The 25829-nt window shown below is 71.0% G+C and carries 18 protein-coding genes and 1 pseudogene; 10 read left to right on the top strand and 9 right to left on the bottom strand.

From position 1 onward, the window contains the following. Both ACIBF8_RS17820 and ACIBF8_RS17815 read left to right on the top strand, forming a co-directional pair. Positions 1–592, top strand: a pseudogene (locus tag ACIBF8_RS17820) (hypothetical protein); the annotation flags it as partial. Position 593: 1 nt separating this feature from the next. Then, positions 594–1280: a class F sortase gene (locus tag ACIBF8_RS17815; protein ID WP_396784153.1), complete on the top strand. Its 687-nt coding sequence runs from the start codon at positions 594–596 to the stop codon at positions 1278–1280. Positions 1281–1352: 72 nt separating this feature from the next. On the opposite strand, the gene ACIBF8_RS17810 is transcribed toward ACIBF8_RS17815, so the two are convergent. Then, a complete protein-coding gene (locus ACIBF8_RS17810) occupies positions 1353–6434 on the bottom strand; it encodes an NAD-glutamate dehydrogenase (RefSeq protein ID WP_396784151.1) in 5082 nt (1693 codons plus the stop codon). Between the two features lie 289 nt (positions 6435–6723). Between ACIBF8_RS17810 and ACIBF8_RS17805 the strand changes: the two genes are divergently transcribed. Then, complete coding sequence (locus tag ACIBF8_RS17805; RefSeq protein ID WP_396784150.1) at positions 6724–8688, top strand: penicillin-binding transpeptidase domain-containing protein; 1965 nt, start codon at positions 6724–6726, stop codon at positions 8686–8688. Between the two features lie 128 nt (positions 8689–8816). Here the strand turns inward: ACIBF8_RS17805 and ACIBF8_RS17800 are convergent, their stop codons facing one another. The 7 genes from ACIBF8_RS17800 to ACIBF8_RS17770 form a co-directional block, all read right to left on the bottom strand. Continuing rightward, entirely contained in the window at positions 8817–10184 is a 1368-nt protein-coding gene (locus tag ACIBF8_RS17800) for an arginase family protein (protein ID WP_396784149.1), read from the bottom strand. A 66-nt stretch (positions 10185–10250) separates the two neighbouring features. Further along, positions 10251–11171, bottom strand: a complete 921-nt coding sequence (locus ACIBF8_RS17795; RefSeq protein ID WP_396784148.1) for a tetratricopeptide repeat protein — start codon at positions 11169–11171, stop codon at positions 10251–10253. 263 nt (positions 11172–11434) lie between these two features. Further along, positions 11435–13123: a methylmalonyl-CoA mutase gene (locus tag ACIBF8_RS17790; RefSeq protein WP_396784147.1), complete on the bottom strand. Its 1689-nt coding sequence runs from the start codon at positions 13121–13123 to the stop codon at positions 11435–11437. 76 nt (positions 13124–13199) lie between these two features. Continuing rightward, positions 13200–13655 carry an Asp23/Gls24 family envelope stress response protein gene (locus ACIBF8_RS17785; protein WP_396784146.1) on the bottom strand — a complete coding sequence of 152 codons (456 nt, stop codon included), beginning with the start codon at positions 13653–13655 and terminating at the stop codon, positions 13200–13202. Between the two features lie 145 nt (positions 13656–13800). Beyond that, complete coding sequence (locus ACIBF8_RS17780) at positions 13801–14220, bottom strand: Asp23/Gls24 family envelope stress response protein (RefSeq protein WP_396784144.1); 420 nt, start codon at positions 14218–14220, stop codon at positions 13801–13803. Between the two features lie 230 nt (positions 14221–14450). After that, positions 14451–15455: a methylmalonyl Co-A mutase-associated GTPase MeaB gene (meaB, locus tag ACIBF8_RS17775; RefSeq protein ID WP_396784143.1), complete on the bottom strand. Its 1005-nt coding sequence runs from the start codon at positions 15453–15455 to the stop codon at positions 14451–14453. 55 nt (positions 15456–15510) lie between these two features. After that, positions 15511–16710 (bottom strand): acetyl-CoA C-acetyltransferase, encoded by a 1200-nt coding sequence (locus ACIBF8_RS17770; protein ID WP_396784141.1) that lies wholly within the window; start codon positions 16708–16710, stop codon positions 15511–15513. 62 nt (positions 16711–16772) lie between these two features. Here ACIBF8_RS17770 and mce point away from each other — a divergent pair, with 62 nt between their 5' ends. The 4 genes from mce (at position 16773) to ACIBF8_RS17750 (ending at position 22830) form a co-directional block, all read left to right on the top strand. Then, complete coding sequence (gene mce / locus ACIBF8_RS17765; protein WP_396784139.1) at positions 16773–17261, top strand: methylmalonyl-CoA epimerase; 489 nt, start codon at positions 16773–16775, stop codon at positions 17259–17261. Between the two features lie 327 nt (positions 17262–17588). Next, positions 17589–18944 (top strand): crotonyl-CoA carboxylase/reductase, encoded by a 1356-nt coding sequence (gene ccrA, locus ACIBF8_RS17760; protein ID WP_396784326.1) that lies wholly within the window; start codon positions 17589–17591, stop codon positions 18942–18944. A gap of 325 nt (positions 18945–19269) precedes the next feature. Then, on the top strand, positions 19270–20532 hold the full coding sequence (locus ACIBF8_RS17755; RefSeq protein ID WP_396784137.1) for a DivIVA domain-containing protein: 1263 nt from the start codon (positions 19270–19272) through the stop codon (positions 20530–20532). Between the two features lie 177 nt (positions 20533–20709). Beyond that, positions 20710–22830, top strand: a complete 2121-nt coding sequence (locus ACIBF8_RS17750; protein WP_396784135.1) for a hypothetical protein — start codon at positions 20710–20712, stop codon at positions 22828–22830. Between the two features lie 96 nt (positions 22831–22926). On the opposite strand, the gene ACIBF8_RS17745 is transcribed toward ACIBF8_RS17750, so the two are convergent. Beyond that, entirely contained in the window at positions 22927–23229 is a 303-nt protein-coding gene (locus ACIBF8_RS17745) for a hypothetical protein (protein WP_396784134.1), read from the bottom strand. Between the two features lie 397 nt (positions 23230–23626). Here ACIBF8_RS17745 and ACIBF8_RS17740 point away from each other — a divergent pair, with 397 nt between their 5' ends. From ACIBF8_RS17740 to ACIBF8_RS17730, 3 genes are all read left to right on the top strand, one after another. Next, positions 23627–24406, top strand: coding sequence for a helix-turn-helix transcriptional regulator (locus ACIBF8_RS17740; protein ID WP_396784325.1), 780 nt, complete (start codon positions 23627–23629; stop codon positions 24404–24406). Then, entirely contained in the window at positions 24397–24585 is a 189-nt protein-coding gene (locus tag ACIBF8_RS17735) for a DUF397 domain-containing protein (protein WP_396784132.1), read from the top strand. Before ACIBF8_RS17740 ends, ACIBF8_RS17735 begins: the two co-directional genes overlap by 10 nt. Positions 24586–24747: 162 nt before the next feature. Then, complete coding sequence (locus ACIBF8_RS17730) at positions 24748–25827, top strand: AI-2E family transporter (RefSeq protein WP_396784323.1); 1080 nt, start codon at positions 24748–24750, stop codon at positions 25825–25827. Positions 25828–25829: the final 2 nt, after the last annotated feature.

Genomic DNA, 25829 nt, shown 5'->3' with positions numbered 1-25829 from the left:
GGAATACGGCTCGGACAAGGGCTGGGACTCCAAGGACGAGCACGGCTCCGAGTACGGCTCGGACAAGGGCTGGGACTCCAAGGACGAGCACGGCTCGGAATACGGCTCGGACAAGGGCTGGGACTCCAAGGACGAGCACGGCTCCGAGTACGGCTCGGACAAGGGCTGGGACTCCAAGGACGAGCACGGCTCCGAGTACGGCTCGGACGAGCGCGGCGGTTACGGCTCGGACGAGCGCGGCGGTTACGGCAAGGACGAGCGCGGCGGTTACGGCAAGGACGAGCGCGGCGGTTACGGCAAGGACGAGCGCGGCTCGGACAAGCGTGACTGGCACAAGGAGCGCGAGTTCGTCTACTACGGCGAAGCCAAGGTCGACAAGGACGCCAAGCCGGGTCGCTACGAGCTCAAGGGCTCGTGCGGCGAGGGCGAGCTCGTCGTGCTGCCGCACGGCGGTGTCGACGGTGGTGACGGTGGCGCCAGCACCGGCACCGACCGGAACCTCGCTACCGGTGGGGCGGGCCTGCTCGGCGCCGCCGCGCTGGGCGGGATCGTGCTGATGCGTCGTCGGCGGACCGATGGTTCGCTCGTCTGACGTGACGACGACACGGGCCGGCGGCCGTCACGGGAGACCGTGGCGTGCCGCCGGCACGGCCGTCGTCGTCACCATGGCCATGATCGGCGCCGGCATGATCGGTGCCTCGCTGAAGACCGCGCCGGCTCCCCGACCGCCGCAGCCGCTGGCCCAGGCCGGCCCCGAGGTCACCGGGTCCGGCGCTCCGGTCGACGGTCGGTCGACCGCTCAGGGGGATGCTCCAGCGGGGTTGGCGCGTTCGGCACCGACCAGCATCGAGATTCCCCGGATCGGTGTGGACGCGACAATCATGTCGTTGGGCACCAACCCGGATGGCACCGTCCAGGTCCCCCCGCTGGACAAGGCCGACCAGGCCGGGTGGTACGAGCCGGGTGCGAGCCCCGGCGAGACGGGTAACGCGGTCGTCGTCGGGCACGTGGACTCGGCGGTGCTCGGCCCGGCCGTCTTCTTCGACCTCGGCGCCCTCACCCCCGGCGACACCATCACCGTGCGCCGTGCCGACGGAGTGCCGGCCACCTTCTCGGTCGACTCGGTGAAGTCGTACCCGAAGACGGCCTTCCCCACCGAGTTGGTGTACGGGCCCAGCGACCGGCCCAGCCTGCGGGTGGTGACCTGCGGCGGTCAGTTCGACGAGGCGGCCAAGAGCTACCCGGACAACATCGTCGTCTTCGCCACGCTGGTGGCGTGACCCGGGACGAACAAACGCGGTCCGGCCGATCGGGGTGACCCGGCCGGCCGGACCGCGTCCGGCGTACCTGACTCAGGCGGCTGCGGAGGTCCGCACCAGGGTGCGGATCTGGCGCAGCAGCACCGAGAGGGCGGCGAGATCGGCCCGCGACTCGTCGAACTCGCCCATCGCCCGCCGGGCACGGTGGATCGAGGTGGCGTTCGACTGCTCCCACTGCTGCACCCGCTCGTGTGGCGGCAGGTCGTCCGGGGTGGAGTCGAGCACCTCCGCGGTGAGTGCGGCCAGTGCGGCGTACAGGTCGTAGCGCAGCGCCATGCGGGCCAGCGTCTGCCAGCGATCCTCCCGGGGCAGCAGGGAGATCTTCGACAGTAGCGAGTCCACCCGGAACAGGTCGGACAGCACGAAGTAGACCGAGGCCACCTCGCTGACGTCCCGCCCACTGGCGTTCGCCGTCTCCACCACGTCCATGAGGCCGAAGCTGTACATGAGCCGGGTCGCCCGCTCCGCCAGCTCGCGGGGCAGCCCACGCTCGGTCATCGAGTCCATGTGCGCGGCGATGCCCTGGCGCTCGTTGCCGTAGAACAGCTCCTCAAGCCCCGGCAGGAGCCGGGTGACGCCGTCCCGCAGCCGGGCGATCTCGGCGGGCACGTCGATCGGTGAGCGCCGGTTGGAGACCAGCCACCGCACCGCCCGGTCGAGCAGCCGGCGGGTGTCCAGGTAGACGCTGGTCTGCAACTCCGGCGCCACCTTGTTGTCCAGTGCCTCCACCGCGTCCCACAGGTCGCGCAGGCCGAACACCTCGCTGACCACCACGTACGCCCGGATCACGTCCGCCGCGCTGGCCGCCGTCTCCTCGACCACCCGGAAGATGAACGAGATGCCACCCCGGTTGATCGCCTCGTTGACCAGCACTGTGGTGACGATGTCCCGGCGCAGCCGGTGCCGGCCCATCCGGTCGGCGAACCGCTCGCGCATCGGCGTCGGGAAGTAGTTGACCAGGACGTCGGTCGTCCACTCCTCGTCGGCCAACCCCTCGGTGAGAATCTCGCGCTCCAAGACGATCTTCACGTACGCGAGCAGCACCGCGAACTCCGGCGCGGTCAGGCCGGACTCGCTGCGGACCGCCAGCTCCTCGTCCGGCGGCAGCGCCTCCAACGACCGATCCAACGCGCCGGAACGCTCCAGCTCGTTGATCATCCGGCGGTGCACCGGGAGCAGCGAGGCGGCCTGGGCCTGGGCGTTGTTGATCGCCCGCGCCTGGTCGTAGTTGTCCCGCAGCACCAGCTCCGCGACCTCGTTGGTCATCCCGGCCAGCAGCTCGTCCCGTTCGGCCGTGGTCAGCTCCCCGTCGGCCACCGCCGTGTTCAGCAGGATCTTGATGTTCACCTCGTGGTCGGAGGTGTCCACGCCGGCCGCGTTGTCGATGAAGTCCGTGTAGATCCGGCCACCGGTCAACGCGTACTCGATCCGGCCGAGCTGGGTCCAGCCGAGGTTGCCGCCCTCGCCCGCCACCCGGCAGCGCAGGTTGCGCCCGTCCACCCGGATCGCGTCGTTGGACTTGTCGCCCACCTCGGCGTTGGTCTGGGTGGACGCCTTGACGTAGGTGCCGATGCCACCGTTCCAGAACAGGTCCACCGGGGCGGTGACGATCGCCTTCATCAGGTCCTGTGGCGACATCTGCGTGACGTCGTCGTCCAGGCCGATCGCCGCCCGGACCTGCGGCGTGATCGGGATGGACTTCGCGGTACGCGGGAAGATGCCGCCGCCCGCCGAGATCAGCTCCGGGTTGTAGTCCTCCCAGGACGATCGGGACAGCTCGAACAGCCGCCGACGCTCCGCGTACGAGGTCGCCGTGTCAGGCTCCGGGTCCAGGAAGATGTGCCGGTGGTCGAAGGCGGCCACCAGCCGGATGTGCTCGGAGAGCAGCATCCCGTTGCCGAACACGTCGCCGGACATGTCGCCGACGCCGACCACCGTGAAGTCCTGGGTCTGGGTGTCCAAGCCCAGCTCCCGGAAGTGCCGCTTGACCGACTCCCAGGCGCCCCGGGCGGTGATGCCCATCTTCTTGTGGTCGTAGCCGGCGGAACCGCCGGACGCGAACGCGTCACCCAACCAGAAGTTGTGCGCCGTGGAGATCTCGTTGGCGATGTCGGAGAACGTCGCCGTGCCCTTGTCGGCCGCCACCACCAGGTACGGGTCGTCGCCGTCGTGCCGGACCACATCCTCGGGCGGCACGATCTGCCCGCTGACGATGTTGTCGGTGACGTCCAGCATCGCGCCGACGAACTCCTGGTAGCAGGCGACGGCCTCGTCCCGGTCACCCGGCTTCTGCTTCAGCACGAAGCCGCCCTTGGCGCCGACCGGCACGATCACGGTGTTCTTCACCATCTGCGCCTTGACCAGGCCCAGCACCTCGGTGCGGAAGTCCTCCCGACGGTCGGACCAGCGCAACCCGCCCCGGGCCACCGGCCCGAACCGCAGATGCACACCCTCGAACCGGGGCGAGTAGACGAAGATCTCGAACTTCGGCCGCGGCGCGGGCAGGTCCGGGATGGCCTGCGGGTCCAGCTTGAACGCCACGTACGCCTTCGGCCGCCCGTCGGCGCGCCTCTGGTAGAAGCTGGTCCGCAGGGTCGCCTCGATCAGCGTCAGGTACGAGCGCAGGATGCGATCCTGGTCGAGGCTGGCCACGTCGTCCAGCGCGCCCCGGATCGTCTCCACCAGCTCGCCGCTGCGCTGCTGCCGCTGCTCGGTGCTCAGCTCGCCCGGCGCGAACCGGGTCTCGAAGAGCTCCACCAGCAACGCGGCGAGCTTCGGGTACGCGATGAAGGTCTGCTCCATGTAGTCCTGCGAGAAGACCGTGCCAGCCTGCCGCAGGTACTTCGCGTACGCCCGCAGCACCACCACCTGCCGCCAGGTCAGCCCGCCACGCAGCACCAGCTCGTTGAACCGGTCCACCTCGGCCTCGCCGCGCCAGGCCGCCGCGAAGGCGTTCTCCACGTGCGGACGCACCTCGGCCAGCTCGTGATGCCCCTCGGGCAGCATGAGGCCGAAGTCGTAGAGGTAGACCCGACCGTCGATCCGGTCCACCTCGTACGGGTGCTCGTCGACCACCCGTACGCCGAGTGAGTGCAGCACCGGCAGCACGGCGGAGAGCATCATCGGTTCGCCGTACCGGTAGACCTTGAACCGGACGTCCATCGCCTCGGCCAGGTCCGCACCGGGCACCCGGGTGCCCGCTCGGGGGGCGAGCTGTTTGCGGAACAGGTGCATCTCCAGCTGGCCGGGCTCCTCCAGCAGCTCCAGCTTCGCCAGGTCCTTCATCGCCTCGTACGGCGTGTGCCCGTCCTTGTAGCCCTCCGGGAACGCGTCGGCGTACCGGGTGAACAGGTGCTTGGCCTGCTCGTCGCCGAGCTTGCGCTCCAGCACCAACCGGTAGTCGTCGTCCCAGAGCCGGGTGGCGTCGGCCAACTCCTCGGCCAGCAGGTCGGCGTCGATCTCGCCGGGCGGCCGCGTCGGGTCGGTGCGGACGATGAAGTGCACCCGAGCCAACATCGACTCGGTGACCCGGGTGGTGTAGTCCACCCCGACGCCGTTCAGCTCACGCAGCAGGATGTCCTGCATACGCAGCCGGTTCTGGGTGGTGAACCGGTCCCGGGGCAGGTAGATCAGGCAGGAGATGAACCGCCCGTAGGCGTCCCGGCGCAGGAAGACCCGCAGCTGCCGGCGGCCGGCCATCCGCAGGACGCCGATCACCGCGTGGTACAGGTCGTCGGTCTTGATCTGGAACAGCTCGTCGCGCGGGTAGGTCTCCAGGATCTGGATCAAATCCTTGCCCGAGTGGCTGCGCTGGCTCAGGCCGGAGCGGTCCAGCACCTCGGCCACCTTGCGGCGGACCACCGGCAGCTCCCGGACGCTGGTCCGGTACGCGGCCGTCGAGAAGAGGCCCAGGAAGCGCCGCTCACCGATCACGTCACCGGCGGAGTTGAAGATCTTGAAGCCGATGTAGTCCAGGTAGGCCGAGCGGTGCACGGTGGCGCGGGAGTTGGCCTTGGTGATGATGAGCAGGCGCTTCTCCAGCACCTTCTCGTGCGCCTCGGGCGTCATCGAGGACAGCGACCGGGCCTCCGGCGAGTCCGAGCGCAGGATGCCCAGGCCGGTGCCGAGCACCGCCTCCAACGCCTTGCCGTCGACCGGGTCGGTGGCGTTGCCACCGTCGGCGTCCACCAACCGGTACTCGCGGTAACCGAGGAAGGTGAAGTGGTCGTGGGCGAGCCACCGCAGCAGCTCCACCGAGTCGGTGATGTCCTTTTCCGGCACCGGTGGGCGATTATCCGAGGTACGGGCCGAAGCCAGCTCGTCGGCGAGCGCGAGGGCACGCTGCCGCATCTTCGGCCAGTCCTCCACCGCCTCTCGTACATCGGTGAGCACCCGCTGCAACTCGCGGCGCAGCCGGTCCCGCTCGGCCGCGTCCCGGACCGGGTCGATCTCGATCCGCATCCAGCTCTCGACGATGTCGCCGGCGATCGCGTCGTCCGGCTCCACATCCGCGGAGACCTCGGTGAGCCGGCCCAGCGGCTCACGCCGCACCACGACCAGCGGGTGCACCAGCAGGTGCACATCCAGGTGGTACGAGTTGAGCAGCGCGGTCACCGAGTCGACCAGGAACGGCATGTCGTCCGTGACGATCTCGACGACCGTGTGGTGCTGGTCCGCGTGCGGTTCGTGGATCCGCAGCTTCAACTCGCCCGGCACCCGCTGCTGGGCCAGGTCCCGGTGTGCCCGGGCCGCGTCGAGCATCTCCTCCGCCGTGAAGCCGACCAGTTCCTCGTCCGGGGCGAACCGCCAGAAACGGCCGACAAGTGTCGCCGCGTCGTGATCGTCCCCCGCGAGCGCGACGGCCTGAGCCACCAGGCGCTCCGCGTTGGGAACGGGTTCGTCGAGCTCGGCGTCCTCCACGTCGTCGGCCAACGCCTCGGTCGGCAGGCCCAGATCGTAGATGGTGTCGATGCTCGACCCGGTCAGCCCGGTGACTCCCGTGTCGAGCCGGCCGTAGCCGTCCCCGTCGGTAGCCGAATCGAAGCTGTCGTCGTCCCGGCCGGAGTCATCCTGCCGGAGGTCGGGTTCCGGTTTGATCGCCGGACGCCGGTCCATCGGTGCCACTCCCCTCGACCCACCGCGTTGTGGGTCACTCTGCCGCCCAGCCTAGGCCCTACCGTTGTGCGCCTTCGTCGGCGGACCACTGGCCAGACGTCCGGATCGGGACTTTGTCCTTTCACCCGTTGCGGGTCCGAGGTTGGCCGGCTGCGGGATACCCCGCCACGCGATGTTCATCACACGGGCGCGGCCCGTCTTTGCGCTCGGCCGAGCACCCAGGGGACGTTGAGGACGCCGTTCGCGTACTACCGTACGAGGGCAGTCCGAGATCGGAAGGACCAGCTTCATGCCCCTGTCGTACCCCTGGCCCCACCGGCCGAACCCCGCCCGACGCCTGGCCGCCGCCGTCACCACGGCGCTGCTCGCGGCGGGCGTCCTGGTCGGTTGCTCGGGCGACGACGGGCCGCAGCGCTCCATCGACGCCTTCCTGGCGGGCTGGCGCAGCGGTGACCTCCAGGCGGTCGGCCTGATCGACCCGATCGGCAACAAGCTGCCGTCGGCCGACGTGGCTCGCGAGATCAAGGACCTCTCGGGTGAGCTGGGGGCCACCCCGCCCGCGCTGACGCGTCGTGGCGAGCCGAAGGTCACGAAGGACATCGCGACCACGACCGTCCAGGTGGAGTGGACCCTGCCCGGTCAGACCCGCTGGGCGTACGACCGGGAGGTGCGGCTCGCCAAGGGCGACGGCGACCAGTGGCAGGTGATCTGGGAGCCGAAGGTGGTGCACGAGCAGCTCACCAAGGGTGACCGGTTGGCGCTGCGCCGGGACGCCGGCGCCCGCGCCGCGGTGCTGGACAACGCCGGGAAGCCGCTCGTGACCCCGCGCACGGTGGTCCGGGTGGGTGTGCAGCCCAACGGGGTCTCCGACATCAAGAAGCTGGTCAAGGACCTCGACGCCGCGTTCAAGGCCATCCGCCCGGCGCTGGTCCCCGGCGTCGACCTGGCCGACCTGCCCGAGCGGGTAGCCAAGGCCGAGCCGGGTGCCTTCGTCGAGGTGGTGTCGCTCCGCGAGGAGGCGTACCTGCAGATCAAGCCCCGGATCTACGACCTGCCCGGCACCAAGTTCATCACCGACAAGATCGACCTGGCGCCCACCCGTGAGTTCGCCCGAGCGCTGCTCGGCACGGTCGACCCGGCGCAGGCCGACGACCTCGCCGCGCACCCCGACCGGTACGTCGTCGGCGACAAGGTCGGGCACGGTGGGCTACAGGGCCGCTACGACGAACGGCTGCGCGGCGGCCCCGGGCTGACCGTGGTGGTCGAGCGTCCGACCGAGGGCGGCAAACTCGAACCCACCGGCACCGAGCTGTTCCGTCGGGAACCGCAGCCCGGGCAGGCGTTGAAGACCACGCTGGACGTCACCGCCCAGAACGCGGCCGACGAGGCACTGCGCGCCGAGCCGCGCCGGTCCGCCCTGGTGGCGCTTCGGATCAGCGACGGCGCCGTGCTCGCCGCAGCGAACGGCCCCGGGCCGGCCGGGGAGAATCTGGCCTTCGATGCCCAGGTGCCCCCGGGCTCCACGTTCAAGATGGTCAGCACGCTGGGCCTGCTGGACCGGGGCGCGGTCACCCTGGACGGGCCGGTGAACTGCCCGAAGACCTTCACGGTGGACGGTCGGTCCTTCAAGAACTCGGACAACTTCGAACTCGGCTCGGTGCCGTTCCGCACCGACTTCGCCAAGTCCTGCAACACGGCGTTCGCCTCGCTGGCACCGAAGCTCGGCGGCGACGGGCTGGCCGCCGCCGGCCGCTCGCTGGGTCTGGAGGGCCAGTGGGACCTCGGCACCGACGCCTTCACCGGCAAGGTGTCGACGGGCGGCAGCCCGGCCGAGCAGGCCGCGGCCTCATTCGGGCAGGGCACCACGCTGGTCAGCCCGCTCGCCATGGCCGGCGCCACTGCCGCCGTCGCCCGTGGCCGTTTCGAGCAGCCGAAGCTGTTGCTCGACCCGGCGCCGGCCAAGCCGGCCCCGGCCGGCGAGCAACTCAAGCCAGAATCGGTCGCGGCGCTGCGCGCCATGATGCGCGAGGTGGTCACCACGGGCACCGGCAGTGCGCTCAAGGACGTGCCCGGCGAGGTGTACGGCAAGACCGGCACCGCCGAGTACGACAACAACCCGGCCCACACCCACGCCTGGTTTGTCGGCTGGCGGGGCGACGTGGCGTTCGCCGTCTTCGTGGAGAAGGGTGGCGCCAGCACGGCCTCGGCCGTCCCGATCGCCGAACGCTTCCTCCGCGCCCTGCCGAACTCCTGACCCCACCGCCCCCGGCCACACTCGGCCTTGATCCACTCGGTTTCGCTGAAACTGGGGTATCCAAGCCGCCCGGACGCCCCGGACTCACTGACCCCGAGTCGATCAAGGCTAGGTGGCCGCGGGGCAGGTCAGGCGGTGTCGGCTTCGTGCCTCTGCGGCGGGCTCTGCGTCGTCGGGGCGGTGCGTCGGAGGAGACCTGGGCCGGCCGACGCCGGCGGACCGACCGGTTCGCGCTCGACTAGGGGCGCGACACTGGCCGCGACGCCCGATGGCTCGGGGTGAGCCCGAACACCCGGGTCGGGTGACTCCGCCTCGACCGGGGCGTCGTGTGGCACCGCGCTTACCGACGAACCGACGCCGGGGGTGACGCCAGCGGGCCCAAGAGCAGCAGGCCCAACCCCGGCGGAGTCCATGTCACCGGGGACATCAAGCCCCGCCAGCCCGTCGAGCCGCTCGGCACGGTCGGCACGGTCGGGACGGTCGGGACGCTCGGCACGGTCGGTAGCGGTCGCGGCGCGGCCGTTGCCCCGCCGTGGACCGGGCGCCGGACGGGCCGACAGCAGCCGGGGCGGCACCGCCTCCGGGGCGGTGACCGGCGCCAGACCGGCGACCACGGTGTTGACGATCTCCGCCGCGTACGAGCCGTCCGGGTCGTAGTCGGGGTCGAAGACGGTCAGCTCCACACCGAGGCAGTGCGGGGTGTCGACCAGGCCGGCGAGCAGGATCTCCAGCTCGGCGAAGGCGATCCCGCCCGGGTCGGGGGCGTCCACGGCGGGCATCACCGCGGGATCGAGCACGTCCACGTCGATGTGCACCCAGTATCCCGCACAGTCGGCGAGCTGCTCGTGCGCCCACTGGGCCGTCCGGGCGGCGCCTTCGGCACGCAACGCCGGCACCGGTCGGGTGGTGATCCCGGCGGCCTGCAGGTCGAGCCGGTATTCGTCCTGGGCACGGATGCCGAGCACCACCACGTCGATGTCGCGGAAGTAGGGCCGGCGACCCTCCAGCGCGGCCAGGTCGGCCTGCCCTCGCCCGGTGACCAGGGCCAGGTCCTCACCAGCGGCAGCGCCGACGTAGGAGGCGTTGCCGGGGTGCCGGAAGTCGGAGTGCCCGTCGACGAAGACCAGCCCGATCCGCCCGCCGACAGCCTCACCGAGGCGGTGCATGGCCAGCGCCGAGCCGAGCAGTACCGAGCAGTCGCCGCCCAGCACCACCGGGAACTCGCCCCGGTCGATGATCGAGCCGATGCGTTCGGCGAGGGCCAGCGAGTAGTCGGCGATCTCCCGGGCGTGGCACACCCCGTCGCCGGGGCGCCAGTCGCCCGGATCGTACCGGGCGGGGGTGACGCAGCCGGCGTCGCGGGCACGGAGCCGGGCCAGCAGGTCGTGGTCGCGCAGCGCGCCGGGCGCCTTGGCGCAACCCGGGACCGACGTGGGCGTCGGCGGCCGCAGACCGAGATTTGTCGGCGCGTCGAGGACGGCGATCCGGCGCATCATGAGCTCCCGTCCTCGGTGGTCGGGCGGGCCGGCCGGAACGCCGGCCCGCGCTGGCGTGCTACGAACTCAGAACAGGGCGCTGGCCAGGGCCCGGCGCGCCGAAGCGACTGCCGGGTCGTCCGGGCCGGCGATCGAGAAGAGCGAGACCAGGTGCTGGCGGACCGTCTCGCGGTCCTCACCGGCGGTGCGCCGGACCAGACCGACGAGCCGCGCGTACGCCTGCTCGGCCAGGCCGCTGAGCACCTCGATGTCGGCGGCCAGCAGCTGGGCGGCGACGTCGTCGGGGGCGCTCTCGGCGGCGGCCAACGCGGTGGCGGGGTCAGCCCCGGCCACCCGGCGGGCCACGCCGACCTGGGCCAGCCCCGCCGTGGCTGCGGCGTCCGCCGGAGCGTCGGCCAGGATCTTCCGGTACGCCTGCTCGGCGGCGTCCAGATCGCCGCTCATCAGCGCGTCGTCCGCCTCGTCGAGGCGGGGGTCCTCCGGCTCGGCGACGGTCACGCCGCCAGCCTTGAGGACGGCCTGGATCCACTGCCGCAACTGCGCCTCGGGCACCACCCCGGAGAAGGCGTCGACCGGCTGGCCGCCGACGACCGCGTAGACCATCGGAATGCCCTGGACCCGGAACATCTGGGCGATTCGGGGATTTTCCTGCACGTCAACCCGGGCCAGCACCCAGCTGCCGCCGCCCTCGGCGTTCAGCCGCTCCAGGACCGGGGCGAACTCGTCGCTCTCCGGAAAGCCGGCCGCGCCGAAGAACACGACGACGGGCGTGGCCATCGAGCGTTCGAGCACGTCGGACTGGATCGTCGCCTCGGTGACGTCCACGATGGCGGTGGCACCGCCGGTGGGCGCGCCGGGGGCGCCGTTGGACGGGCCGCCCTGCGGGGGCGTGCCGGGGCGGGTACTGGCTGGTGCGGGGCCACGCAGCGTGCTGAGGTCGACCGCGCCGCGGGTGAAGATCGACGAGGTGATCCGTGGGTCGCTCATGGTTACCTAGTCTCGCACGTGAGCCCGGATTCTCAGCTCACCCACAACCCCGACGTTGCAACTCTCACCCCCACCCCGCAGCCCCGCCAAACCCCCGCCGATCTTGCATTTTCTGTCGCCGTTACGCCGCTTTTGCAACTTATATCGGCACAGAAAGTGCAAGATCGGCGGGGCGGGGCGGGGCGGGCGGGGCGGGGGTGGGGTGGGGCGGGGCGGGGCGGGCGGGGTGGGGTGGGGTCGGGTGGGGGTGGCAGCAGGGTGGGTTAGAAGCGGGCTGGTTCGCGGTAGGTGCCCCATTCGGCGCGCAGGGCGTCGCAGATCTCGCCCAGGGTCGCCTCGGCGCGGACCGCGTCGAGCATGGCGGGGATCATGTTCTCGTCGGTACGGCTCGCCTCGACCATCCGGGTCACCGCAGCGCGGACCGCCGACTCGTCCCGCGCGTTCTTGCGCTCGGCGAGCACCCGGCGCTGCTCCAGCTCCACCTCGTGCGAGATGCGCAGGATCTCCAACTCCTTGGCGACGGTGCCGGTGTGGCAGTTGACCCCGACGATCTTCTTGTCGCCCTTCTCGAGGGCCTGCTGGTAGACGAAGGCCGACTCGGCGATGTGCCCGGTGAACCAGCCGTCCTCGATACCGCGCAGAATCCCGGAAGTCATCGGGCCGATCTGGTGCGGACCGTCGCCGCCGAGCTGCCGGATCCGGGCGAAGATCTCCTCCGCCTCGGCCTCGATCTTGTCGGTCAGCGCCTCGACGTACCAGGAGCCGCCGAGCGGGTCGGCCACGTTGACCACGCCGGTCTCCTCCATCAGCACCTGCTGGGTACGCAGGGCGATCTCGGCCGACTCGTCGGTGGGCAGCGCCAGGGTCTCGTCCAACGCGTTGGTGTGCAGCGAGTTCGTGCCGCCGAGCACCGCCGCGAGCGCCTCGACGGCGGTGCGTACCACGTTGTTGACCGGCTGCTGCGCGGTCAGCGACACCCCGGCGGTCTGCGTGTGGAACCGCAGCCAGAGAGCCTTCTCGCTGGTGGCGCCGTAGACGTCACGCAGCCAGCGGGCCCAGATCCGGCGGGCGGCCCGGAACTTGGCGATCTCCTCGAAAAAGTCGAGGTGCGAGTCGAAGAAGAAGCTTAGCCCCGGCGCGAAGACGTTGACGTCCAGCCCGCGCGAGAGGCCCAGCTCGACGTAGCCGAACCCGTCGGCGAGGGTGTACGCCAACTCCTGCGCGGCGGTCGAGCCGGCCTCGCGGATGTGGTAGCCGGAGACCGACAGCGGCTTGTAGCGCGGGATCTCCCGGGCGCAGTACTCCATCAGGTCGCCGATCAGGCGCAGGTGCGGCTCCGGGTCGAAGAGCCACTCCTTCTGCGCGATGTACTCCTTGAAGATGTCGGTCTGCAGGGTGCCGTCCAGCTTGGACAGGTCGGCGCCCTGCCGCTCGGCGGCGACCAGGTACATGCAGAACACCGGCACGGCCGGGCCGGAGATGGTCATCGACGTGGTGACCCCGGCGAGGTCGATGCCGTCGAAGAGCGCCTGCATGTCGGTGGCGGTGTCGATGGCCACGCCGCAGTGGCCGACCTCGCCGAGCGCCTGCGGGTCGTCCGAGTCGCGGCCCATCAGCGTCGGCATGTCGAACGCGACGGAGAGGCCGCCGCCACCCGCACCGAGGATCATCTTGTAGCGCTCGTTGGTCTGCTGGGCGTTGCCGAAGCCGGCGAACTGCCGGATCGTCCAGGTCCGCCCGCGGTAGCCGGTCGGATACAAACCCCGGGTGTACGGGTATTCGCCCGGCCAGCCGATCCGTTCGAAGCCCGGGTACGCGCTGCCCTCCGGCGGTCCGTACACCGGCTCCACCGGCATCCCGGAGAGCGTGGTGAAGTCCGCGTCCCGCTTGCGCGCGGCGTCGTACCTGGCCTGCCAGCGCGCCCGTCCGGCGTCGATCTCGTCGGCGTCCATGAGCAGGGCTCCTCCTCGGGTCCTCGACTGCACGTCGAGTGTAAGGCCCCTACCTGAACGATCGCTAAGTCACGCCCTACCCACGGGTAACGGCAGGCCCGGTCGCGTCCCGCGCCTCTCCGGCCGGCGTCGACGTGGCGGGCCCGTCTATCGCCACGTCGTCGACCCGGATGTTGACCTCATCGACCCGCAGCCCGTACGCCTCGACCGCCTCGGTCACTCGAGCCCGCACCTGACCGGTGATCTCTGGCACCGGCCGACCGGCCTGAATCACCAACACCAGATTGACCACGGCGGCGTCCCCGGTCACGTGAGCCGAGCAACCCCGCCGGGCGTCGCCCACCTGCTCCAGCCCGACCCGGTCGAGCACCGCGTTGAAGAACCGGGCGACGTCCCCGCCCAACTCGGCCACGCCGGGCACGGCACGGGCCGCCGCGACGGCGATCTTCTCGATCACCTCGTCGGCGACCTGGGTCGTCCCACCAGCCGGCACCGACGCCCCGGTCAGCTCCTGCGTTGCCTCCAGGTCCACAGTCGCTCCCTGCTCCCTGCACCACCGCGTCGGCACGTCCGACCTCCACCGAAGGTGGGGCGGTGCGAGCCTACTAGGGCGCGCTTGCCCCGGACGCCTCGTGGACAGTCAACGGGCGGTCCGGCAGCCGTCGGGCACCTACGCCTCAGGCTCCGGCGGCCGCCCCCGGCTGGTTCAGCTCGATGTCGTCCACCGTGACGTTGACCTGGGTGACCGTAAGGCCGTACTTCTCGACCGCCTCGATCACCGCGGCCCGCACCGCCTCGGTCACATCGGCCACGACGTGCCCGGCGTCGATCACCAGGACCACGTTGATGACGGCCGAGCCGCCCTTCACATCGGCCGAGACGCCGCGGCGAGCGTCGCCCACCTCATCCAGGCCGACCTTGCCCAGCACGCTGTTGAAGAATCGGGCAACGTCACCGCCGAGATCGGCGACACCGGGCACCGCACGAGCGGCCGCGCCGGCGATCTTCTCCACGACCTCGTCGGAAACCGACGTGACACCCCGGGCCGCGCCCGTCGCGGGCTGCACTGTACCGGCGTTCTCCACCGCGTCCGTCATGATCACATCTCCCTGGTCCCGGTGCATCGTGGACCGACCGGCTCGTCAGCCCGCCGCGCGGCAGTTGACTGCCGGCTACGCGCCGCGAGCCTACTAAAACCGGAGCCGCCTTCGCTTCCGGGCACGCGGCTTGCCGCGACCCGACCGACCGCACGAGCGGCGGAGTCGCTACCCGCGCTGCCACCCTGCCGACCGCGACGTCCAGGGTGGACGCCCACCACCGGCCCGAGTCAGCGAGCGAGCTGTGTGAGCAACTCGTCCGCCGCTGTGTACGGGTCGATCGCACCCTCGGCGACCTTGGTGGCGAGCGTGGCCAACTCCGTACCATCGCGCAGTGAGCCGATCCGGGCGCGCAGGGTGCCGAGCGCGATGGCCTCGATCTCGGCGGCGGCCCGCGCCTCCTGGCGGCGGCGCAGCTCGCCGTGCTCGACCAGCCAGCCCCGGTGCTTGTCGATGGCGGCGGCGATGTCGTCGATGCCCTCGCCGCGCGCGGCGATCGACCGGACCACCTGTGGCCGCCACTGCCCCGGCCCGCGCTCTCCGAGAGCGATCATGCCCTGGATGTCACGGACGGTGGCGTCGACGCCGTCCCGGTCGGCCTTGTTGACCACGAACACGTCGGCGATCTCCAGGATGCCGGCCTTCACCGCCTGGATCGCGTCGCCCATCCCGGGCGCGAGCAGCACCAGCGTGGTGTCGGCCAGCGAGGCGACCTCCACCTCGGCCTGCCCGACGCCGACCGTCTCCACCAGCACCACGTCACAGCCGGCGCCCTCCAGCACCCGGACCGCCTGCGGCGTCGCCGCGGCCAACCCGCCGAGGTGCCCCCGGCTGGACATCGACCGGATGTAGACGCCCGGATCGGTGGCGTGGTCCTGCATCCGCACCCGGTCGCCGAGGATCGCGCCGCCGGTGAACGGGCTGGACGGGTCGACCGCCAGCACGCCGACCCGGTGCCCGCGGGCCCGCAACGCGCGGACCAGCTCGTTCGTGGTGGTCGACTTGCCCACCCCGGGGGAACCGGTCAACCCGACCACCTGGGCCTGCCCGGCGTACGGGGCCAGCGCCGCGGCGATCGCCGGCAACAGCTCGTCACCGTTCTCCACCAACGTGATCAGCCGAGCCACCGCGCGGGGGTCACCCGCGCGGGCCCGCTCGACCAGCAGCGGTACGTCCCGACTGCGGCGCACCGACGTGGTGCCCGCTGCCGGAACGTGCTCGGCCGCCTCGCTCACCGCACCATCTTCGTTCGCGACTGCGGGGCTCGCGAAACCGGCGCACACCACGCGCTCACTGGCTGCCCGCGGCCTTGCCCGGCACGTGGATGATCAGGGCGTCACCCTGGCCACCGCCGCCACACAGCGCCGCCGCGCCGGTGCCACCGCCGCGCCGCTTCAGCTCCAGGGCGAGGGTGAGGACGAGACGCGCGCCGGACATGCCGATCGGGTGCCCCAGCGCGATCGCGCCGCCGTTGACGTTGACCTTGTCCGGGTTGACCCCGAGATCCCGGGTGGACTGGATGCCGACCTGCGCGAAGGCCTCGTTGATCTCGATGAGATCCAGGTCCGCCACGCTCAGGCCACCCTTCTTCAGGGCGTGGTTGATCGCGTTGGACGGCTGCGAGTGCAGGGAGTTGTCCGGGCCCGCCACGTTGCCGTGCGCACCGATCTCGGCCAGCCAGGTGAGCCCCAGTTCCTTGGCCTTGGCCTTGCTCATCACGAGGACCGCGGCAGCGCCGTCGGAGATCGGCGAGGAGCTGCCGGCGGTGATGGTGCCGTCCTTGGTGAAGGCGGGGCGCAGCTTGGCCAGCGACTCGACGGTGGTGTCCGGGCGGATGCCCTCGTCCTCGCTGATCACCAGCGGGTCACCCTTGCGCTGCGGGATGACCACCGGGGCGATCTCGTCGGCGAAGTGGCCGTTCTTCTGTGCGGCGGCGGCCCGCTGGTGGCTGGCGGCGGCGAAGGCGTCCTGCTCCGCGCGGGAGATGCCGTGCTTGGTGCCGAGCCGCTCGGTCGACTCACCCATCGAGCAGCAGTCCCAGGCGTCGCTGAGCCCGTCGTGTGCCATGTGGTCCTTGACCACCACGTCGCCGTACTTGTAGCCGGTGCGCTGACCCATCAGCAGGTGCGGGGCGTTGGTCATCGACTCCATGCCGCCGGCCACCACGATGTCGAACTCGCCGGCGCGGATCAGCTGGTCGGCCAGAGCGATCGCGTCCAGGCCGGAGAGGCAGACCTTGTTGATGGTCAGCGCCGGCACCGACATCGGCACGCCGGCCTCGACCGCCGCCTGCCGAGCCGGGATCTGACCGGCGCCGGCCTGCAACACCTGCCCCATGATCACGTACTGGACCTGGTCCGGGCTGACGCCGGCCCGCTCCAGCGCCGCCTTGATGGCGATCCCGCCGAGCTTCGTGGCCGGTAGGTCCTTGAGGTTGCCCAGCAGCCGCCCCATGGGGGTGCGCGCGCCGCTGACGATCACCGAAGCCATGCCTGCCTCCGAGGGGGGTGCCGAGCTGTACGCCTGAACGATGGTTCGGTCAGACTAACGCCATGGCAGAGAACTCCCCCGCCGAGCCCGGTGCGGACTACGTCACAGACATCGGCCTTCGCAAGATTGACCACGTCGGGATCGCCGTGGCCGACCTGGACGCCGCGATCGACTTCTACCAGCGGACGTTCGGGATGCGCTGCGTACACGTGGAGACCAACGCCGAGCAGGGCGTTCGGGAAGCGATGCTGGCCGTCGGGCCGACCACCGAGGGGGGCTGCGTGCAGTTGCTCGCCCCGCTCACCCCGGAGTCGACGATCGCGAAGTTCCTGGACCGCAACGGGCCGGGCGTGCAGCAGGTCGCGTACACGGTGGTGGACATCGACGCGGCCTGCGCGGCGCTGCGCGAGCGCGGCATGCGCCTCCTCTACGACACCCCCCGCCGGGGCACCGCGGACAGCCGGATCAACTTCGTCCACCCCAAGGACGCCGGCGGGGTCCTGATCGAACTGGTCGAACCCGCCGCCCCCACCGCCACCACCACCCACTGACCGGACCCCTGCCCCGCCCACCCCTGTTGATCAAGAGGTTCGCGTCATCCTCCGCCCCGGAGCGACCGAAAGCTCTTGATCAACAGGGGTGGTGTCCTTCCGCGCACGTCAGTGCGCGGTTGGCGGGGCGGCTGGACACCTTCACGCATCGGCGGATGCAGTTTTTCACAGAGGACTTCCCGGCCTAGCTACCGTTCAGTAACGTCCGGCCCCACCGGAGCGCGACCGGTGCCGGATGTGTCGAATGCCGACATGGCGGTCGTGCCCACCGGCGCCGACGATGGCAGCACCCGGGCCCGTGCGGGTGCGGACGAACCGGAGGTCACCGTGCAGGACATCCTCGAAGCGATCATGGCGGCGGAGGAATCGAACGATCCGGACCGCGAACTCGCCGGCGTCGCCGGGCTGCCCGTACCGGAGAGCTACCGGGGCGTGGTGGTCCGCGCCGAGGAGACCCGGATGTTCGACGGCATGGCCACCCGGGACAAGGACCCCCGCAAGGCACTGCACGTGCAGGAGGTGCCCACGCCCGAGCTGGCGCCGGGCGAGGCGCTGATCGCCGTGATGGCGAGCGCGATCAACTACAACACGGTGTGGACCAGCATCTTCGAGCCGGTGTCCACCTTCACGTTCCTCCAGCGCTACGGCCGGGTCTCCGAGCTGACCCGCCGGCACGACCTGCCGTACCACGTGGTCGGCTCGGACGCGGCAGGCGTGGTGCTGCGCACCGGTCCCGGGGTGACCCGTTGGGCACCCGGCGACGAGGTGGTCGCGCACTGCCTCTCGGTCGAGCTGGAGGACGCGGCCGGACACGACGACACCATGCTCGACCCGCAACAGCGGATCTGGGGCTTCGAGACCAACTTCGGCGGGCTGGCCGAGCTGGCCGTGGTCAAGGCCAACCAACTGATGCCCAAGCCGCGACACCTGAGCTGGGAGGAGGCGGCCAGCCCCGGGCTGGTCAACTCCACCGCGTACCGGCAGCTCGTCTCGCACCACGGCGCCAACATGAAGCAGGGCGACGTGGTGCTGATCTGGGGCGCCTCCGGTGGTCTCGGCGGCTACGCCACGCAGATGGCGCTCAACGGCGGCGCGATCCCGGTCTGCGTGGTGTCCTCACCGGAGAAGGCGGAGCTGTGCCGCAGGATGGGCGCGGAGCTGGTCATCGACCGGGCGGCCGAGGGCTTCCGCTTCTGGAAGGACGAGGAGACCCAGGACCCGGACGAGTGGCGTCGCTTCGGCGAACGGATCCGCGAGCTGACCAGCGGCGAGGACCCGGACATCGTGTTCGAGCACCCGGGTCGGGAGACGTTCGGCGCCAGCGTCTACGTGGCCCGGCGCGGCGGCACCATCGTCACCTGCGCCTCGACGAGCGGCTTCCAGCACCAGTACGACAACCGCTACCTGTGGATGCACCTCAAGCGGATCGTCGGCAGCCACTTCGCCAACTACCACGAGGCGTGGCAGGCCAACCGACTGGTCGCGCTCGGCAAGGTGCATCCGACGGTGTCCCGTACCTATCCGTTGGAGCAGACCGGCCAGGCCGCGTACGAGGTGCACCGCAACGCCCACCAGGGCAAGGTCGGTGTGCGGTGTCTCGCACCCACCGACGGACTGGGCGTACGCGACGGGGAGTTGCGGGCCCGGCACGAGGACGCGATCAACCGCTTCCGCGGTCACTGAGCGGCAGGACCGGTCGCCGGAGGCGCTGACCGCACCACCGGGCCGGGGACCGGCCGGACGGTTGAACGCCGGATGGCCAATGCGATGATCAGTCATTGTTCTTCCGCTCCCATTAGCGGAAACCCACCCGGATCGAACAAAGGGCCTCGGGGTAACCCCGGGGCCCTTTTCCGCGTCACGCTCCGTGGCCTCCGACCCGCCGGGACCTGCCAAGATCGCCGATTGGTCCGACCCCGCCGATCGGGGGAGTTGACCATGTAAAGAGGGCACGAAAGCTGCGCACCGCTCTTGCGAAGCACCCTGGGGCGTCTGCCAGTATGTCCCAATGCCCCAGCAGCAGTCCTCCCCTCTCGCGTTCTTCGATAACGCGAACTCGCAGCCAGATTTCACCGTCGGCCTGCGCGGATACAACACCCATCAGGTCGACGACTTCCTCGGCCGGATGACCGCCGCGCTGACCCAGTCCGAGCAGGCCCGTGCCGAGGCCGAGCAGCGGATGAACGACGCCCAGCGTCGACTCCGCCAGGCCGAGCAGCGCATGAGTGCGCTGGAGCAGAAGCTCACCGACACGAACAAGCAGCTCGAAGAGAACAGCCGGCCCACCCTCTCCGGGCTCGGCACCCGCGTCGAGCAGATCCTCCGGCTCGCCGAGGAGCAGGCCAACGACCACCGCAACGAGGCCAAGCGTGAGTCGGAGGGCATCCTCTCGGCCGCCCGCCTCGAGGCCCGCGAGATCACCGACAAGGCCCGTGCCGAGGCCGCGGCCATGAAGGCCAGCGCCGAGCGCGAGGCGGGCAACCTGCGCACGGCCGCCGAGCGCGAGGCCGCCGAGGTGCGGGTGCAGGCTCGCCGTGAGGCTGACACGCTGCGCGCGGACGCCGACCGTGAGACCAAGCAGCTGCGTACCGTCACCGCGCACGAGGTGGCCGAGCTGAAGTCGACCGTCGAGCGGGAGGTCGCCACCCTCCGGGCCACCGCCGAGCGGGAGATCACCCAGCAGCGGGCGAAGGCCGCCCGTGAGGCCGAGGAGAAGCGCGCCGAGGCGACCAAGCTGCTCACCGACGCACGGGACAAGCGCGACAAGGACCTGCAGGCCCTGGAGCTCCAGCTGGCCGAGCGGCGGGAGAAGGCCGAGCGCGAGGAGTCCGAGCGGCACGCCGCCCAGGTCGCGCAGACCCAGAAGATGGTCAGCGAGGCCGAGCAGCGTGCCCGGGCCGCGCAGGAGCGGGCCAAGGAGATCGAGCAGCGCGCCGAGGCTCGCCGGGTCGAGTCGGAGCGCAACGCCGCCGAGACGATCGACAAGGCCAAGGCGCACTCCGAGAAGACGCTCAACGAAGCGAAGGCCGAGTCGCAGCGCCTGCTCACCGAGGCCCGCACCGAGGCGGAGCTGACCACGCAGGCCGCCCGCCGCGAGGTCGAGGACCTCACCCGGCAGAAGGACGCGGTCACCTCGCAGCTGGGTCAGATGCTTTCCGGTCTCGCCGGCATCGTCCCGGGGATGCCGGGGCAGGCAGCTCCGGCTGCCAAGCCGGACGCCAAGAAGACCGACGGTGGTCAGGAGCGAGTGCCCGCGGAGACCGCCGGCTGACGCGAGGCGTCAGATCGGGGCATCGACGGCGCGAGGTGACACCGGGTAACCGGTGCCACCTCGCGCCGTGTGCGTTTCCCAGCCCGTGGTATCCCCCGCCTGCAACGGAGTGAAGTAGCTCCCACAAGGCCCGTCCGTATCGCCCCAGCAGGGCCCGTTGCGTGTGAGGATGGGGGCATGTCGCACGGCGAGGAACTGTTCGCTCTCGGCGGGGACGTGACGACGGAGCCCAGCTTCGAGTCCGCTCTGCGGGGGTACGAGAAGAAACAGGTCGACCGTTATGTCGCGCGTGCTGAGCACGAGATCGCGACCCTCGCCGCGGAACGGGAACAGGCGTACACACAGATCCACAAGCTCGCCGGCCAGGTCGAGGTTCTCCAGCGCGACCTGACCCAGGTGCGCAAGCAGATGAACGTGGTCGACCGGGCCTCGTTCCGACATCTCGGCCCGCGGGTCGAGTCGATCCTCACTCTCGCGGAGGAGCAGGCCGAGCAGATCCTCGCCGATGCCAACGGGGAGATCGAGGCCCGTCGTGCCGCCGCCGAGCACATCATCGAGGAGGCCCGCGAGCAGGCCGCACGGGCACTGAAGGACTTCGAGATCGCCCTCGCCGCCCGGCGAGCGGAGGAGGAGCGGCACAGCGCCGCCAAACGCGCCGAGGCGGACGCGACCCTCCGGTCGGCCAAGGACGAGTCGGCGCAGTTGCGCAAGGCGGCGCAGGACGCGCTGGCGAAGGCCCAGCAGGAGGCCACCCAGCTGCGGGACACCGCCAAGGAGATTCACACCCGGGCCCAGCAGGAGGCCACCAAGCTGCGCGAGACGGCCCGCGAGACGCTGGCCAACGCCCGGCAGGAGGCCAGCGATCTGCGCGACGCCGCCAAGGAGGTGCATGCCAAGGCCCTCCAGGAGGCCAAGCGGCTCACCGACACCGCGACCGAGGCCGGGCGGGCCACGCACGCCAAGGCGCAGCAGGAGGCCAAGCAGATCATCGACGACGCGTCGATGGCCGGGCGGGCCACCCGCGCCAAGGCGCAGCAGGAGGCCGAGCGGCTGACCACCCAGGCCACCGAGTCGGCGAAGCGCAGCCGCGCCGAGACCGAGGCGTACGTGCAGCGGATGCGCGCCGAGACCGAGGCGTACGTGCAGCAAACCCGGGCGCAGACCCAGCAGGAGTTGGGCGCGTGGCGGGCCGGGGTGGAGCAGGAGGTCAACTCCCGCCGGGAGGCGGCCGACCGGGAGCTGGCGCAGCGACGGTCCACGGCCGAGCAGGAGTTCGCCAAGCGCCGGGACGAGCTGGACAAGCAGCACGCGTCGCGCCAGCAGGAGCTGGAGAACGGGTTCACCAGCCGTCAGCAGGAGCTGGAGACGGGGTTCACCACGCGCCGCGACGAGCTGGAGTCCGAATACTCCGGCCGCAAGAGCGCGCTGGAGATCGAGTACACCACCCGCAAGAACGAGCTGGAGACCGAGTACACCACCCGCAAGAACGAGATCGAGCAGGGCGCGGCCGGCATCCGCCAGGCGGCCGAGCAGGACGCGGCAGCGCTGCGCCAGCGGTCCGAGGCGGAGGCCGCCGAGCTGCTGAGCCGGGCCGAAGCCGAAGCCAGCGACAAGCGCCGCAAGGCTGACGAGCATGTCGCGGCGTCCCGACGGCAGTTCGAGGAGTACGCGGCCACCACGCAGCAGCACCTGGCCACCACCCAGCAGCACCTGGCGGCGACCCAGCAGGAGTCGGCAGCGGCCCGGCAGCAGTTGGCCCAGGTCATGCTGGAGATCGCTCAGGCCCAGCAGCAGCTCGCGGATCTGCGGCAGGAGACCTGGAAGGCCCGGCAGGAGTCCGACGAGCTCCAGCGGCAGATGTCCGAGCTGCGGTTGCAGAGCGTCGCCGGCCCGATCGACGGCCCGACCGCGCCGCCCGCCACGGACGGCGCGAGCGGGGGCGGGCCCGGCGGGGACGACGGCGTGAGCGTCACCGCCGGCGCGGCCCCCGGATCGGGTACGGGCACCGGTCTGAAGGCCGAGCCCGCCGACGTCAAGCAGCCGGTCAACGCGGGCGCGGAGGAGGCCGGGCAGCCCACGGCGCGGCCGGTGGCCGAGCCGGTGACCACCGTGGACGGTGGCACGGCGAGCGCCGGGGTGGACGGGGAGCCGACCGTGGCCGCCGTTCCGGGCGAGGGCGGCCGGGGTGCCAAGCCCACCAAGATCACTAGCACCGGCGAGAACGGCAAGCGACCCAGCAAGCCGACCACCGACGAGCGCAGCGCCAAGCCCAGCAAGGTCACCCTCGACAAGGACTGATCGCCGCCCGCCGCGGCGGCCATGATCGACACGAGATCAGCAAAGTCGGGGTGTTCCGCCCATCCGGACACCCCGACTTCCTGAATGCCGAGTGGATCAGGCCCGCTGGTCCGGGGGCGGGTCGATGATCGGGCGGCGGAACGGACCCCACGCCACGAAGCGTTCGAACAGTTCCCTGGGTGCCGGGCCGTCGTAGGGATTGAGCTGGTACAGGTCGTGCGCCGCCTCGTGGTAGAGCCCGGCAAGATAGATGGTCAGCGCGGCCGGGTCCTCGTCGAACTCCGCCTTCAGCAACAGCCGGGCGTCCGCGCAGGGCCACGGCCGGCCGTCGGCCCGGCAGCACCACATGGGTCGCAGCGGGGTGTGCGGCGTCCGCGCGCCGCAGGGTCGGGGAAACACGGGGTACGGCCCGAGCCGCGGCTGCGGTAACCCGGACGTCGGTGTACGTGCCCTCCCGCCTGAGCTGGAGCCCGGCGGAGTGCAGCCGGCGGACGACCGCGACGCCGAGGTGACGGGCAGCGACCGGCCGACAGGGCGAGACGTGGGCATGGGGTTATCTCCTCGACTTGGGCACGGTCGCGCCGCCGTGCGACAGCAGACCCGCGCGGTGGGGAACCGGAGTGGTCCGGGACGAACCGGTACGTGACAGTCTGCTGAGGACACGGCTACGGTCGGAAGGCATCGCCGGCTCCGGTGGGGTGACTGCGGTGACGACGTGACCCGCCGGGTCGACCGGTGGAGACGACCCTCGACCTGCGGAGGCACTGTGGAAGGCGACGCCGCGCCGACGGCCGACATGATCCGCGCACAACTGCGCCGGCTGCGGATCGCCGCCGGCATGAGCCAGGAGGATTTCGGCCGGCTGGTGCACTACTCCGGCTCGATGGTGTCCGCGCTGGAGCTGGGTCAACGTCCGCTGGACCGGCTCTTCCTGGCCCGCGCCGACGAGGTGCTGACCACCGGCGGCCTGCTCGTCTACCTGCTCAAGCTCGCCGAGCGGGACGGCCAGCCGAGCTGGTTCCGGCCCTGGCTGGACGCCGAGCGCACCGCCCACCAACTGCGCTGCTTCCAGCCCACGCTGATCCCCGGGCTGCTTCAGACCGAGAACTACGCCCGCGCGGTGATCCGCTGCGACGACCTGCTGAGCGACGACGAGGTGGAACGTCGGGTCCACGCCCGCCTGGACCGCCAGTCCATCCTGCAGCAGCCTGAACCACCGCAGTTGATCGCCGTGGTCGACGAGCGTGCGTTGCGGCACTCCGCCGAACACATGCGAGGTCTCATGTTCGAGCAGCTCACCCATTTGATCGCATGCGCTCAACGCCCACCGGTCAGCGTGCACGTCATTCCCGCCGACGTTGGGGTGCACGTCGGGATGTCCGGACCCTTCACGCTTGCGCGCGGCGCCGACGGTGGCTGGGTCGGCAACCTCGAGAACCAGCTTGCCGGCGTCGTGGTTGACCGAGATGGTGACGTAGCTACGCTGCTCTCACGATGGGAGACAGTTCGAAACGAAGCGCTTTCTCATCGGCACTCGATTGACCTGATGAAGGAAGCAGTGGATTCATGCACCTGAGCGGCGCAGTTTGGCGCACCTCCACTCGCAGCGGCAATAGTGAGTGTGTCGAGGTGGCGGACAATCTGCCCAGGGTCGTGGGGGTGCGGGACAGCAAGGACCCGACCGGCCCGGTGCTGGTGTTCGCGCCTGCCGCGTGGCGGGCGTTCGTGGCCGCCGCCCGTCGTCCGACGGCCTGAGCCGGGAGGTCCCTGGTGCCACAGCACGACCCGCCCGGCGACGACCCGGACGTGACCCCCGCTCCCCTATCGGCGGAGCCAACGCCGACGGAAACCACACCGCCGACGGAAACCACACCATCGGCGGAGACGCCACCGCCGGTGCCGGTTCCCGCGCCGGGGATCGACCCGGATGAGCCGCCGGCGGTCCCGTCCGGGAAGTTCGGTACGCCAGGGCGACCCCTGCGCCGCAGCAGTTTCCTGATCGGCTTCACCGGTGCGCTGGGCGTGCTGCTGGCGTACACCCTCTACCTGGGGATTCGCAACGCCGGCGGCATCCTCGTGCTGGTGGTGATCGCGCTCTTCCTCGCGGTCGGCCTCAACCCGGCGGTGGTCCGGCTACGCCGCTGGGGCGTGCCGCACGGCCTGGCGGTGGCGTTCGTGGCGTTGACGGTGGTGCTGCTGCTCTGCGGCGGCGTGGTGGCGCTGGTCCCGCCGATCGTCACCCAGTCGGGGCAGTTCATCGACCAGATCCCGAGCCTGCTCGACGAGTTGCGCCGCAACCCGACGGTCAATGACCTGGTGGAGCGGTACGACGTGGTGGAGCGGGTGCAGGGCGCGGCCAACGCCGAAACGGTCGGACGGGCGCTCGGCGGGGTGCTGGGCGGCGCCCAACTGATCTTCGGCACGGTGTTCCGGACGCTGACCGTGCTGGTGTTGACCATCTACTTCCTGGCCTACTTCGACCGGCTGCGCTCGCTGGGCTACTCGGTGGTCCCCCGGTCCCGGCGCCAGCGGGTGCAGCTGATCGGCGACGAGATCCTGGCCAAGGTGGGCGCTTACATGGTCGGGGCGCTGAGCATCGCGGTGCTGGCCGGCGCGATCACCTTCGTGTTCGCGCTGATCGTCGACCTGCCGTACCCGTTCGCGCTGGCCGTCGTGGTCGCGGTGACCGACCTGATCCCGCAGATCGGCGCCACCCTGGGCGCGGTGATCGTGAGCCTGGTCGGCTTCGCGGCGGACCTGCCCACCGGCATCGCCTGCGCGGTCTTCTTCCTGATCTACCAGCAGGTGGAGAACTACCTCATCTACCCGAAGGTGATGCGGCGCTCGGTGGAGGTCAACGAGGTGGCCGCGCTGCTGGCCGCGCTGCTCGGGGTGGCGCTGCTGGGTGTGGTGGGCGCGCTGATCGCCATCCCCACGGTGGCCGCGCTGCAACTGATCCTGCGCGAGGTGGTGCTGCCCCGCCAGGAGCGCGGCTGACC

The sequence above is a fragment of the Micromonospora sp. NPDC050276 genome (assembly GCF_044459545.1).
Classification (GTDB): Bacteria; Actinomycetota; Actinomycetes; order Mycobacteriales; family Micromonosporaceae; genus Micromonospora.
Note: the sequence above shows the minus strand (reverse complement) of the source record. Positions and strands in the feature narration are given on the sequence as shown.